Origin of the sequence: Streptomyces sp. ID05-39B (assembly GCF_033794725.1) — a bacterium.
Taxonomy (GTDB): Bacteria; Actinomycetota; Actinomycetes; order Streptomycetales; family Streptomycetaceae; genus Streptomyces; species Streptomyces bobili.
The window spans coordinates 1-13,488 of record NZ_JARGEF010000222.1; the positions used below are offsets into that span (position 1 = coordinate 1).

Here is a 13,488-nt window from a genome sequence, read left to right on the forward strand (position 1 = left end):
GCTGGGCTGGGCTGGGGAACTCGGGCTCCCCCGGACGGGTCACCCGTATCGCCCCTTTCGTGCGCAATCCCTAGCGTGAGTGCATGACCGCCCCGATACCCAGGGACATCCCGGACCTGCCGGCGATCCCGCGGACCCACGCGCTCCTGCCCTCCTTCGTCCCCGCCTCCGCGGTGGTGACGCCGGTACGCCGCCGACTGGCAGGCCTGCTCCGGTTGCTCATCGCCGGGACGGCGGCCGCAGCGGTGACCCTCGCCCTGCTGATCGGCAGCCCCCCACGGGTACTGAGCCACTTCTCGGTCCAGAGCACGATCCTGCTGGCCCTGGTCACCCTCGCTTCAGCCCGCCGCGCCTGGACAGCCCGCCGCCCCCTCCCTTCCACCCTGACAGGTGCGGCACTGCTCTACGCCGTGATCAACGGGCTGGTGTACCACCTACTGCTGGCGGACACGGCGAGCCCGTTCTCGGTGACGGGCACGGCCGGCGCCCTCACCGGCTGGCACGCGGTCGCCCATCACCTCCTGCACACGGTGATCCCGGCGGCGGCCCTCCTGGACTGGCTGCTGCTGACGGCCCCCGGCCACCTCCACCTGCGCCAGGCCGCGACCTGGCTGGTCTATCCCCTGACCTATCTGGCCTTCTTCCTGACCCGCGCGGCACTGATCAACACCGGCGCCCCCGGCCGCTACTTCTACCCGTTCCTCGACGCCGCGGCCCACGGCTACAAACACACCTTGGCCAACGCGCTCCTCCTCGGCCTCTCCTTCTACGCTCTGGCCATCCCCCTGGTCGCCCTCGACCACGCCCGCCCGAACCCCATCCCTCACCGCACCAAAACCGGATTTCGTCTCTAGCCAGCGGTGGGCTAAAGTAAACGACGTCGCCGCGACAAGCAGTACAGCAGCGACATCGGGGTGTAGCGCAGCTTGGTAGCGCGCTTCGTTCGGGACGAAGAGGTCGTGGGTTCAAATCCCGCCACCCCGACAGTTGAGTAGCAGGTCAGAGGGCCCTTACCGAATCGGTATGGGCCCTCTGGCGTTGCTGAGTGTCTAACTGCGTGACTTTCGATCCCTGAGTGCTTGCTGAGTGACTACGGCTGCTGCGGGGCGGCTCCGAAGATGCCGTCCCTCACCACGGCGCCGGTCTGGATCACGGCTGCTGCAGATGCCCTGGTGGAAACGCTGAGCGCCATCGCCCGGCGCCAGCACGCGCACCAGCACCAGCACCAGCACCAGCACCAGCACCAGCACTGTGAACGCACGACCAGGCGTCTCTCGGCCGTCCTCGCGTCGGAGCTGCTCCCCGACGACCTGGTCGAACTGGCCACGTATTGCCTGGCGAAGGCCCAGCGAGACCTCGGTCTGACCGACGATTCGCATCGCGGGATGCAGCGCGTCGCCTCCGCCGACGGTCGGCTCGCTTCCGCAGCTCGACGCGGCCTGGCACACCTGAGCCGACTGTCCGGAGACTTCCCGCACCTACTACGTCGACATCTCCCACTTCTCGGCCGGCCTTCCGCTTCCCGAGTACACCGCGCGAGCACGGTGGATCGACGGAGAACAACAGACCCGCGAACCATGGCGCAACCTGGTTGCCGACATGTCGCAATCACCTCGCCACTACTCGTCAGGCTTTCCACACATGCGCAGATCGCTGGTCAACGAGGCACGACTACGATCGCCGGTCATGGACTGGCTGGAGCGCACCGCGAAACTGAGGCAGTGGACCAGAAGCGGGACTCGCGCTCCGCACAAGCCGTTGCTGTTGCTGTACGCCCTCGGCCGGTTCCAGCAGGATGCCGCCGGTGAGTTGAGGTACAGCGCGGTGGAGGGGGATCTGCAGCGGCTGCTGACCGAGTACGGTCCGCCGAACAGGACGACTCCGGCCTACCCGTTCCACCATCTGGTGAGCGACGGCGTGTGGGAGGTACGCACCGATCGCGGACCGGGCAGCCCCGGCAGCGGGGTGCGGGAGTTGCGGACCGCGGGGGCCTCCGGGCAGCTGGCGCCGGAACTGCGGGTGGCGCTGCGGCGTGAGCCGGCGCTGCTAGGCCGGATAGCACGGGTCCTGCTCGACCTGCACTTCCCGCCTTCGCTCCACGGCGACCTGTGCGAAGCCGTCGGCCTGGAGCTGGAGCCGGCGGAGACCGGACAGTTCATGGCCGAGCTCTCGGCCGCCGTGCGGAGGCGGCGGGATCCGCGGATGCGGGAGCGGGTCCTGACGGCCTACGAGTACCAGTGCGCCTTCTGCGGCTACGACGGCAGGATCGGCGCGGTGCCGGTCGGGCTGGAGGCCGCGCACGTGCGCTGGTGGGCGTTCGACGGTCCGGACGATCTCGACAACGGGCTGTGCCTGTGCTCGCTGCACCACAAGCTCTTCGACAAGGGCGTCCTCGGTGTCGGCGAGGGCCACCGCATCCTGGTCTCCCAGCGCTTCGTCGGCCACAGCCCGGCCGCCCGCGAACACGTCATCGCGCTCGCCGACAGACCACTCATCGGACCTCAACCGGGCGCCCGCCCGGTCGCCACGATCCACCGTTCCTGGCACACCAGCCAGGTCTTCCACGGGAGCCCACGCCCTGCCACGGCCGCCTGACCGTCGAATCGTCGACCGCGCCCCACTGGTAAGGAGTGCGGAAGTGGAACATCCCGCACGGCTTCCAGCCCCGGATCCTGGCCAGGACGGACGCGTGAATCGCCCTGCTGACCCGGCTCTCATCACTCAGTGCCGCGTCAGCCTTCGCGAGTTCAAGCGACGGTCTGCCGGTGCTCACTGCTGGCGTAGCTGTCGACGTACTCGCTGAAGCAGGCGTGACGGCCGAGGCGGCCCGCGATGCGGGGTGCCCCATTCTCCTGGAAGCCACTCGGCGCAGAATCCGAGGGCCCCATTCAGGGGACCTGACACACGTCCGTGGCATTTTCGGCCGCTCACCGGCGGTGGCCGGCTGCGCCGCGTAACCTCACGGACATGGGGGCATCAGCATCCGGTGCAGGTCAGGACGTCGGCGAGGGGGCGCGGCGGCGGCTGGACGCGTACACGTACCTCAGCGCGCGCGAGCGGCTGGAACACATCGCGATCATGCGGGTCTTCTGCGGCACGCTGCTGGCGGATCTTTCCGTCGCGGACATCATGGCGAAACTGCGTCAGGGCGGTGGTCCCGCCGCGGGGCTCGACGCCGACACCCTCACGGTCCGGCTGGAGCAGCTGGTGCAGTGGGGAAACCTGCTGCGCAGCAGCCACACGGTGAAGGCGTCCAGCATCAGCGAGTACCAGCGTTCCCGCTCGCGCTACCAGCTGTCGAAACTGGGCGAACGCATTCAGCGGGATGCTGACGGGGTCCTTGCCGAGGCCGACGCCGCCCGCGAGGTGAGCAACGAACTGCTGGCCCTGGTCGAGCGCGGGCTGCGGGAGCTGGCCGATCTCGTGACCGCGCCGGGCGGCGTCGAGCCGCAGGACGGACTGGAGCGGATCAGCACGCTGTTCGTGCAGTTCACCGAGTTCGCGGACTCCATACGCGACTTCTACGCCTATCTCGGCCAGGTGCTGTCGCGCTACGACCTGGACAGTGCCGAGTATCAGGGCTTCAAGGAGCTGCTCCTGGACTACGTCGAGGCGATCACGGAGGATGTGGCGTTCCGTGCGCCCCGGATCTCGGCGGCGCTGGACACCCTGTGGCCGCACATCCCGGCTCTGCTGGATCGGCTGGACGCCCACGCCCAGGGGCTCACCGGGCTGTCGGCGCAGGGCGAAGGACGCCCGGAGGTCCGGGTACAGCGCAGCCGGGGCCGTGAGCTCGTGGACTGGGAGGGCCTGCGCGGCTGGTTCAGGGACACCGACGGTCAAGGCAGCCAGGTCGATCAGCTGCGGGACGCCACGCTGCGCGCGTTGCAGTCGCTGCTCGCCAACGCCAAGCGGATGCTCAGGTCGGCCACCGGCGAAATGTCCCGGCGTAAGGATCTGCTGCGGCTGGCCCGCTGGTTCGAGGAAGCGGCGCCGCAGGACGCGCACGACATCGCCGTCGCCGCTTTCGGTCTGTACGGCGCCCGCCATCTGGGCATACCCCCGGCCACCGACGAGGTGGTGCCCGCCTACACGAGCTGGTGGACCGGTCCCGTGGTCGAAGTACCGGTGGCCCTGCGGGAGAGGGGCAGCCGTGCCCAGCGGGGCCGGGCCTCCGCGGTGGAGGACCACTCCGCGCAGAAGGAGCGACTGCGGGAGGCCGCCCGGCAGCGGGCGGCGGCCAGGACAGCGGCGGCGGACGAACTACGCAGCGCGTCTGGTCGGTTCACCGACGTACGGCTCACCTCGGCGGCGCTCGGGCTGCTCTTGGAACTACTGGCCACGGCACTCGGGAACGCTCAGCTCAGGCGACTCGCCGATTCGGACGGTGAGGGGCCTGCGGACTTCGGCCTCGACTCGGCGCGCAGCGAGGACGCCGAACTGGGCATCCGGCTCACCGTGCTCCGGACGGCGGGCGTGCGGACGGTGCTGTACTCGGCCGACGGTGACCTGCTGCTGGACGACCTGGAGCTGGACATCAGCCGTATCGCAGCCGCAGTCGACGGCGAGGGCGCTTTCGACGGTGAAGGCGCTCTCGACGGTGAAGGCGTTGTCGACGGCGAGGCCGAGGCGAGCGTGTCATGACCCTTCCCTCGACTCACGACGTGGCCTTGGCCGCCGAACGCCGTACCGCCGCCCGGCTGTTGCTCGCCCACCCCCTGGTCGCGTCGGACGGCCCTCACGCCGACCTCTTCCCGCTGATCCGCAGGCATGCCGACTGGCTGGGCAAACGGTTCCAGCAGGTGCTCGGCTACCGCCTGCTGGTCGACAGCTCCTTCGCCCGGCTGTTCAAGGCGGGGCTGGGGGCGGGATCGGGACACCGGCTGGAGCGCTCCACCGGCACCCCGTTCACCCCGCACACGTACGCCTGCCTCGCGCTGGCCCTGTCCGTGCTGGTGACCGCGCCCGAGCAGATGCTGCTGTCGCACCTGGTCGCCGATATCAGGGCCGCTGCCGCCGACGCGGGGATCGAGCTGGAGGAGACGGGCCGGGCGGCCGGAAAGCGGACCCTGGTGGCGGCCCTGCGCCAGCTCGTGGAGTGGGGTGTCCTCGTCGAGACCGAGGGCCAGGTGGCCGTGATCGCGCAGGAGGCGGGCGGGGAGGCCCTGATCACGGTGGACCGGGAGCTGGCACGCGTGGTCGTAGCCGGCCCGCTCGCACAGGCCCGGGACGGCGCCGACCTGGTGCGGCGGGCAGCGGACCCGGGGTTCAGCGGGCCGCGCACGTACGTGCGCCGGATGCTCGTCGAGACACCTGTTGTGCACCTCGACGAGCTGACTGACGCCGAGCGCGACTGGCTGCGCACCCGGCAGCGCCGGGAAGCCCAGGCTTTCTCCGAACTCCTGGGCGTGGAAATGGAGATCCGCGCCGAGGGCGTAGCTCTGGTGGATCCCGAGGAGGAGCTGACGGATCTGCACCTGCCGGGCACCGGGACCGTCGCACAGGCCGCGCTGCTGTTGGTGGAACGGCTCGTGGAGCGGCTTCGGCCGCAGGAACCGGGGCATCCGGCGACCGGCGGGACGCTCGTCATCGGAGTGGCCGTCCGGGACGGCCTGGTGGACGAGGTGCTCGCCGAGCTCATCGCCGAGTACGGGCAGCGCAGCAACTGGCAGCGCGGCTATCTGGAGGACCTTCCCTCCCTGCGGGAGGCCGTGCTGGACCTGCTGGTCCGCATGCGACTGATGGCCCGCACGGGACGGCTGCGCGCCGAGGGAGAAGGGCTGCCGGAGGGGTACGTCCAGGAGGCGCCGGAAGGACGCACGGTGACCGATGTCCATGGCGCACGGCCGGGCGGCGAGGGCTGGGTGCTGCTGGCCGCGGCGGCGCGCTACGCCACCGTCGTGACCGTGCGACCGGCTGCCAGAGCTCGTCAGGGAACCGATGTGCAAGAGGAGTTGCCGCTATGACCACCGACGCACGTGGCCTCGTTCCGCTGCCGCGTTCCGGCGCTGCGACAACCACCGGGCGCGCGACGACCACCGGCACCCGCTTCCGGCTGCACCGGGCGGGCATCCAGAACGTCTGGCAGTACGACGCTCAGGAGTTCTCCTTCGGTGACGGACGGCTGCTCCTGCGCGGCAAGAACGGCGCGGGCAAGTCCAAGGCCCTGGAGATGCTGCTTCCGTATCTTCTGGACGGCGACTCCCGGGCGCTGGATGCGACCGGTACCGGCCGTACCACTCTCCCCTGGCTGATGCTGGACGGGTTCGAGCAGACCAATCGTCTCGGCTACCTGTGGGTGGAGTTCCGGGGCACGGCCGAAGACGGCGGCCACCGTTTCCTGACGCTCGGTGCCGTCATCCGTGCCTCGAAGTCGACGCAGAAGGCGGTGCCGACGTTCTTCGTCACCCCGCTGCGGGTCGGCGAGGACCTGCACCTGGTCGACGGCGGAAAGCCGCTGCCCCTGGACCGGCTCAAGGAGATCGTCGGCTCCGACAACACGACCGAGCGTGCGGTCATGCACCGCTCCCGGGTGGCCCGGGACCTGTTCGGCATCACCGACGCGACGCGCTACCGCAACCTCACGCAGCTCCTCCACCGGCTGCGACGCCCCACGGTCGGTGACCGCATCGAGCACGGGGGCCTGGCCTCCCTGCTCAGCGAGACGCTGCCGGGGCTCGACGAGGACGTGGTCGAGAAGGTGGCACGCAACCTCCATGACCTCGACGCCGTACGGGACGAACTCGGCCGCCTGGAACGCACCGACGCGGCACTGCGCACGTTCCTCACCAGTTACCGCGGCTACCTGGCCGGAGTCCTGCGCACCTCCGCACAGCGAGTCAGCCACGAGCTGGGCGTCCTCGCGCAGCGGCGACGGACGGCCGGAGACGCCGCACAGCGGACGAGCGACCTGCGGACGCAGGAGAAGGAGTCGGAGGGCCGGCTGGAGATCCTGCGCGAGGAGGAACAGGCAGCCCGGACCGACCTGGCCGCCCTGCACGCCAGTCACGCCTATCGCAGCCTGCGCGAACTGTCCGAACGCCGCGGCACGGTGGAGGCGCTGCGCACCGCCGCCGAGGCCGCCTTCACCACCCTGCACAACGCGCACGACGCGCAGGAGAGTACGGCGGAGCGGCTGGCCGAAGGGGTCGAACACCTGGGGAGTCGGCTGGCCGAGCTGGGAACCGAACACCGCGAGCTGCTGACACAGGCGGAGAAAGCCGGGCTCCCCACCGGTCATCTCGGCGAGGCGGTGGCTCTGTCACGCACCGTCCTGTCCCGGTCCACCGAGACGGAGTTGACGACTCCGGACGGGGGGACGCGCACCGTACGGCATCGGTCGGCATCCCGCGCGGACACAGTCACCACGCGGGAAGAACTGCGGTCCTGGCGGAACCAGCTGGAGGACGCCGAGGCGGTCGTGAAGAACCGGGCCCGGATGGTCCAGGAAGTGAGCCGCCTCGTCTCACGGGCGGATGCGGCCCGCGCCGGAGCGGCTCAGGTTGATGCCGAGCGGGAACGGCTGGAGGGTGAGGCGGAAGAGGCCGCGGGCCGTCTCGACGTCAGCCGTCAGAAGGTCGCCGAGGAGAGCGGCGTCTATGGGGGCCGTGTCGCCGAGTGGGCGGCGCGCACACGGACAGCGCTGGGCTCCGCATGCCCGCCCCTGAACGCCGTACACGCCACTGTCGGCCACGAGACCTCCGCCGACGCGCCGTTCGCGGACCGTACGCTGCCACCCGACATCGACAGCCAGGCGTGGCGAACCGCTCAGGGCGCACTCGAACCGCACGGCGAGGAACTCATCGGACGCCGGGACGCACTGGCGCTCGGCGTCGGCCGACTCGATGAGGACCTCAACCGCCTGACGGAGCAGCAGCGGGACTGGGAGCAACGTACCGACCCTGAGCCGTCGGCCCCGCACCATCGCATCGCCGAGAGGGCGCCGGGCAGTGGAGCCCCCTTCTACCGGCTCGTGGACTTCGCGGACGACCTGGCGCCGGTCGACCGGGCCGGTCTCGAAGGGGCGCTGGAAGCGAGCGGAATCCTGGACGCGTGGGTCAGCGCGGACGGCGTCCTTCTCGACCCCCGCACCCGGGACACCCTTCTCCGGCCCGGTCCCGCTCTGTCCGACGGACCGACTCTCGCCTCGGCCCTGCGCCCGGCCCCTGAACCGGGGTGCGGTGTGACGTCCGAGCGTGTGGAGGGTCTGCTGGCCGCTATCGCGCTCACCCCGGCAGCGCAGACCGCCGCACACAACGCGGTGTACCACGACGGCAGTTGGCGGCTGGGCGTGCTCAGTGGGCGTCACGACAAGGGCGGCACCGAGTACGTGGGGGCCGCCGTACGCGCCGAGACCCGGCGGCGCATCCTCACCGAGCTGGAGGAGCGGATCGCGCGGACGGAACAGCGGCTGGCTGACGTCCGCGAGGAGCTCGCCGTAACCGATGCCATGCGTCGGGCTCTCACACTCGCGGAACGGGACTTCCCCCGGGCGCAGAATCTCGCGACCGCATGGAGCAGGGCCGAAGCAGCCGACAAGACCCTGCGTGACCTGACCGTCAAGGCGACCCGGGCGGCACGGAAGGCCGAGGAGGCCCGCGCGCTCGCGGTGTCGGCGCGTGCCGAGGCGGACGCCACCGCGACCGCCCATGACCTGCCCGGCGACCCTGACGCATTGGACCGCGTACGCACCGCACTGGCTGCCCTGCTCAGCGGTGTGGGACATCTACGCAGGGCGGTCGGCGGCACGGGCGAGCGGCTCGGCGCGAATCAGACGGATGCCGAACGGTACGAGCGTGCCCGTGATGATCGCCTGGCCGCGGAGGAGAGCTACCGGGTTCGTCTCACCGGACTGCGCACCGCGGAGCAGGACCTGCGTACCCGCGAGGAGGCCATCGGGTCGTCCGAGGAGGAAATCCTCACCCGCGAGCAGGAGGCCAAGCAGCGCATCGCGAACGCCGTCCGCGCCCTGCCTGGGGCGCAACGAGCCCGCGACGACCTCCACGACCTGCGCGTGCGCGCGGAGGAGGACGAGAAGCGTCTGCGCGGGACCCTGGCGGACCAGGAGACGGAGGTCATCGACACCGGCAGCGCTCTTCGCGGTGCTCTCGGCCGACCGGAGGTGGTGCTCGGCGCCGGCCTTGACCGGTCCTCGCTGCCCGAGTACGTGTCGGATGATCCGAGCGTGGACGTCCGCAGCCGGCTGCGCGCGCTACGGGCTCTCGCCGAGGCCGTGGAGCAGGCACTGGGCCGTCCGAAGGGCGAGGTGTCGGACAGCACCCTGCTCAACCGGCACACCGATCTGCGCGACCAGCTGGCCGGCGGATTCGACGCACAGCTGGAGGAACGCGACGGGATCAAGGTCTGCCGACTGGTCGACGACCACGGGTCTCATGACGTCGCGGCCGTCGGCGAGCGGATCGCGGTCCAGGCCGCGGAGGCCCGGGGACGGCTCACCGAACGCGAGCGTGAGGTGTTCCAGCGCTTCCTGACCGGCGAGCTCGGCGACCATCTCTCGACACAGGTCATCACCGCGGCGAACCTGGTCGCGGCTCTCAACGACACCCTGCGGACCGTGCGCACCTCCCACGGTCTCGGCGTCGAGCTGCTGTGGAAGCTGGACGAAGACGTGGACGCGGACGTCCGCGCGGCCGTCGAGCTGCTGCGCAGTCCGTCGAGCCTTCGAACGCGCGAGGATACCGAGCAGCTCCGCGAAGTCCTGCAACGCCGGATCGAGGACGCCCGACGCGCCGATCCTTCAGCCGGTTACGCCGCCCATCTTCGGACCGCGCTGGACTACCGCGACTGGTTCCGCTTCCACACCTTCGTGGTCGAGGACGCGGCTCCGGGCCGCCGTAGGAAGCTGACCGGCCGGACCGGGCTCAGCCAGGGCGAACAACGGGTGCTGTCCTACCTCGTGCTCTTCGCCGCAGCCGCCGCCCACTTCACCAGCCTCGCCGAGTCGGCACCGCACGCGCCACGGCTGATCCTCCTGGACGACGCCTTCGCCAAGGTCGACGAACCCACCCACGGCCGGCTGGGCCGTATCCTCGTCGACCTCGATCTCGACTTCGTCCTCACCAGCGAGCGGCTCATGGGCAACTGGCCCGAGGTTCCGTCCCTGCACATCTACGAGTGCCTCCGTGATCCCCACGTACGCGGGGTGGCCACCCTGCACTACACCTGGAACGGCCGCCATCGGCGTCTGGTGTCCGTGTGAGCGCACTGCCCTCCGCGACGCGCGAATGGCTGACGGGCCCCGGGCTCACCCGGCTCTGGTCGAGCGTACGCAAACGACTGGAGAGCAACGGCGTACAGGCCACCGGCTCCCTCCGGCTCACCGCGATGAGCCCCCAGGAACGCAACGACCTGTCCCTCCTGCTGGGCAAACCTCTCACCGGTGCCGCCGTGACGGTACGGCTCGATGTGCTCGACGCACGGCTTCGCGCCTCGGCCGCCGGACTCGGACTCGAGCAAACCCTGGAGGAACTCGGCCCGCCACTCACCGACCGCCGTGCTACCCGCGAGGACGCGACGGCACGGCGGGAGCAAGTGTGGTCGTCCCTCGCTTCCTCGCTGGACGCCTCCCCCCTCGCCGGCCAGGAATGGCCCCGGCGGTGGTACGACCTGTTGCGCCGGGCCGGCGTTCCGCGAGGAGTGTCACCCGAAACGGCGGTCTGGACACTCCAGCAGGCGGTCCAGGTCCTCACCACCCTCCTCGGACCCGAGCGGGGCAGTGCATGCGGCCGAGGTGAACTCGCCGCCATGGCGACCGGCTCCGCGCACGGCCTGGACGACGGCACCTGGCTCGCACGCCTCGTACAACGCGGCGTCGCCCTCGCCCATGGCACCGAGTTCCCCGACGACGCGGCCGGTCGACGCGCTCTGTGGCGGCTGGTGTCCGTCACGCCGGACGAGGTCTCCAGCACGGTGCTGACCTACGGGCTGCGACCCGAGGGCGAGGGCTGGCGGGAGCGTGCTCTGCGGGAGCGAGCCGACCATCACGCCGAAGCCCACGTCACACCACGTGACCTGCATGACATCCGGCTGCAACTCCCCGCCGCAACCCTCATCCACATCTGTGAGAATCCGCGCGTGGTGGAAGCCGCGGCGGACGCGGCCTGCGTCCAGCCCCTCGTGTGCACCTCCGGCAGCGCCGCCACCGTGGTCTTCACGCTTCTCGACGCCCTCGCCGCCACGGGCTGCCGCTTCACGTACCACGGCGACTTCGACTGGCCGGGGATCGCGCTGGCCAACCGGGTCATCCGCCGCTACGGAGCTCGGCCCTGGCGCATGGGGACCGCGGACTACGAACACTTGGCGGCTCGCAGCCAGGCTGAGGGCATCCCTCGACTGGCACTCGACGGCCAGCCGGTCAGCGCGGACTGGGACGCGGATCTCGCCCCTGCCATGACCGCCCTCGGCGTCGCGCTCCACGAGGAGGCCACTCTCGGTCTCTTGGTGGCCGACCTGTCACGCCAGACGTAGGGGCGTCGGTGCCATGCTGGACTCCGGGGGCCGTCCGGGAGCCGACCCGGACGAAGAGGTCGTGGGTTCACACCCCGCCACCCCGACAGTTGAGTAGCAGGTCAGAGGGTCCTCGCCGGACCGGTGAGGGCCCTCTGGTGTTGCTGCGTGTGTTGCGGGGTGTGTTGCTGCCGAGCAGGGTCGTAGCGCGTCAGGCCGGGATCCAGTCGGGCCACTGGGGTGGGATGTTGCTCGGGGGGCAGAGGCCGGAGTCGCCGGGGTAGCCGGCCAGTGTTCCTCGGGTCGCGAAGAACCACCATGCCGGCCCTACCGTCGCGATAGCCACCAGAAGTGTCGACAGTGCTGGGCGGACCGGGGTTGGTGCTCGAAGCGTCAGGCGTCGGCCGATGACCAGGGCCATGAGTGCGGCGGCTGCTTCGCCGGCCACTACCAGGGGGAGCAGGAAGGTGAGTTCGAAGCGTCCGCCGGCGTCGTACCCCGCGTCGCAGTACGCGCGCGCCCAGGCTGTCAGCGTCCAGGCGGCGCAGCCCATGGCGGCTCCGAACAATGCGGAGGCTGCCGAGGGGAGACAGGAGTGGGGTTTCGGCTTGGCTGTGTCCACGACATGGCATGACGGGCGCACTCGGTTCGCGGTTCCGGGGAGAGGTGGGACACGGCATCTCTGTCGATCACACTCACGGGCCTGAGGCGGGGCTGCCGACGTCACCCGCACTGTCGCGGATCCGGCAGGTTGTGCCAGGCGTGGCCGCATCCCCCGGCGCAGTACAGGGTCCGTCTGCGAGTGTCCGCGATGGTGAAGAGGGCGACGAGCAGGCGGAAGGACTTGGTGAGTTCGTAGGCCGGGAGTGCCTCCGTTCCGAGGCGCCGGCATCCTCGCCTACCGCCTGCGTGAGACGCTCTTGCCCGCTCCGCCCCGGCCACCGATGTCCCTCGCGGCACGCCCGGCCATCGTGCCCTTCCAGGAGTGCGACGGCTGCTGTCGGCCCTTCCGCGCGCCGCATCCCGGCCGCTGCCGCGACTGGAGAACCGGAGTCGGTCTCCGCGCGGCAGGTTGATGATCAGTCCGGCAATCGCCCTCGGTGCGGCGGGTACGCGGATGGCAAGGTGGGTGATGCCAGACGCCGCTTCCCCGTGCTGTGGGAGACAGGCATCGAACCGGAAAGGACCGGCGACATGATCATCTTTGGGACCAAGGGATATCTGTACCAGCTCGCGATACTCACCCTGGTGTGCGGGAGCTGCGGTAATCCGTCCGCGCACACGCTGAGGAAGCGCGTCACGAAGTTCACGCTGTTCTTCGTGCCGCTGTTCCCGATCTCCACCAAGTACCTCACCCAGTGCACGTTCTGCGGCGCGGAGCAGAAGCTCGTGAAGGAGCAGGCCGACCAGCTGGTGCTGCAGGCCGCCGGCGGTCCGGCCGGGCAGGCGTACGGGCAGCCGCAGCAGCAGCCGTACCAGTCCTGAGAGTTCGGTTCGGCGGCCTCGGGTCAGGTGTTCCACGTTTCGTCGTACGGATCCTTCGGGGTGGGCACCGGCCTTGCGGCGGTGACCTCTATGAAGGGGATCGGGCCGTCGTTGACGGGATCCTTGACGCGATGCGGGGTGTAGGTGCCGGTGATCTCCAGCCAGGTGTCCGGCTGGAGTACCGGCGGGATCCGGCCGGTCAGGCCCACCTTGACCGGCTGGGCGTCCGCCGCGCAGCAGTTGAGCGTCATACGGACCAGGTAGGGGGTGCCGTCGCCGTCCAGCGCCAGGAAGCCGGTGAGCTGGATGCGGCGGCCGGTGAGCGTACGGGCGTCGTCGTAGACCGCACGGCCCGCGTAGTCGACCACGCTGAGGCGGAGCGGGCCGGTGGCCGGGAGCGCCGGGTACGCCGGCGGCTCCTGGAGCGACGTACCGGTGCGGGTGGCGCTGTACGAGCCGAGGGCCGGCGGGGCCACCAGGATCAGGGCCAGGAGGGGGAGGACGAGGAGCCAGGAGATGCGGGGTTCCGGGTGAGGG

General features: G+C 70.5%; 11 protein-coding genes and 1 tRNA gene. 8 read left to right on the forward strand and 4 right to left on the reverse strand.

What is annotated here, in order from left to right; translation table 11 throughout:
• Positions 1-83: 83 nt before the first annotated feature.
• Both P1P75_RS32710 and P1P75_RS32715 read left to right on the forward strand, forming a co-directional pair.
• Complete coding sequence (locus P1P75_RS32710; protein WP_319262413.1) at positions 84-854, forward strand: Pr6Pr family membrane protein; 771 nt, start codon at positions 84-86, stop codon at positions 852-854.
• A gap of 56 nt (positions 855-910) precedes the next feature.
• Positions 911-984, forward strand: a tRNA-Pro gene (locus tag P1P75_RS32715).
• A gap of 65 nt (positions 985-1,049) precedes the next feature.
• Here the strand turns inward: P1P75_RS32715 and P1P75_RS32720 are convergent.
• Positions 1,050-1,379: a hypothetical protein gene (locus P1P75_RS32720; protein ID WP_319262414.1), complete on the reverse strand. Its 330-nt coding sequence runs from the start codon at positions 1,377-1,379 to the stop codon at positions 1,050-1,052.
• A gap of 307 nt (positions 1,380-1,686) precedes the next feature.
• Here P1P75_RS32720 and P1P75_RS32725 point away from each other — a divergent pair, with 307 nt between their 5' ends.
• The 5 genes from P1P75_RS32725 (at position 1,687) to P1P75_RS32745 (ending at position 11,487) form a co-directional block, all read left to right on the forward strand.
• On the forward strand, positions 1,687-2,595 hold the full coding sequence (locus P1P75_RS32725) for a phosphorothioated DNA-binding restriction endonuclease (RefSeq protein ID WP_319262416.1): 909 nt from the start codon (positions 1,687-1,689) through the stop codon (positions 2,593-2,595).
• 372 nt (positions 2,596-2,967) lie between these two features.
• Entirely contained in the window at positions 2,968-4,644 is a 1,677-nt protein-coding gene (locus P1P75_RS32730; protein ID WP_319262418.1) for a TIGR02677 family protein, read from the forward strand.
• Positions 4,641-5,966: a TIGR02678 family protein gene (locus tag P1P75_RS32735; protein WP_319262420.1), complete on the forward strand. Its 1,326-nt coding sequence runs from the start codon at positions 4,641-4,643 to the stop codon at positions 5,964-5,966. The genes P1P75_RS32730 and P1P75_RS32735 overlap by 4 nt, the downstream gene beginning before the upstream one ends.
• On the forward strand, positions 5,963-10,219 hold the full coding sequence (locus P1P75_RS32740) for a TIGR02680 family protein (protein ID WP_319262422.1): 4,257 nt from the start codon (positions 5,963-5,965) through the stop codon (positions 10,217-10,219). Before P1P75_RS32735 ends, P1P75_RS32740 begins: the two co-directional genes overlap by 4 nt.
• On the forward strand, positions 10,216-11,487 hold the full coding sequence (locus P1P75_RS32745) for a TIGR02679 family protein (protein ID WP_319262424.1): 1,272 nt from the start codon (positions 10,216-10,218) through the stop codon (positions 11,485-11,487). The genes P1P75_RS32740 and P1P75_RS32745 overlap by 4 nt, the downstream gene beginning before the upstream one ends.
• Before the next feature lie 190 nt (positions 11,488-11,677).
• Here P1P75_RS32745 and P1P75_RS32750 read toward each other — a convergent pair whose 3' ends face one another.
• Positions 11,678-12,019: a hypothetical protein gene (locus P1P75_RS32750; protein ID WP_319262425.1), complete on the reverse strand. Its 342-nt coding sequence runs from the start codon at positions 12,017-12,019 to the stop codon at positions 11,678-11,680.
• 170 nt (positions 12,020-12,189) lie between these two features.
• Positions 12,190-12,747: a DUF5958 family protein gene (locus P1P75_RS32755; protein WP_319262427.1), complete on the reverse strand. Its 558-nt coding sequence runs from the start codon at positions 12,745-12,747 to the stop codon at positions 12,190-12,192.
• Between P1P75_RS32755 and P1P75_RS32760 the strand changes: the two genes are divergently transcribed.
• Positions 12,661-12,951, forward strand: a complete 291-nt coding sequence (locus tag P1P75_RS32760; RefSeq protein ID WP_319262428.1) for a zinc-ribbon domain-containing protein — start codon at positions 12,661-12,663, stop codon at positions 12,949-12,951. The two genes, P1P75_RS32755 and P1P75_RS32760, sit on opposite strands and share 87 nt — an antisense overlap.
• A 23-nt stretch (positions 12,952-12,974) precedes the next feature.
• Here P1P75_RS32760 and P1P75_RS32765 read toward each other — a convergent pair.
• Positions 12,975-13,488 (reverse strand): TIGR03943 family protein (locus tag P1P75_RS32765; RefSeq protein ID WP_319262430.1); only part of this gene is annotated, 514 nt, incomplete at its 5' end.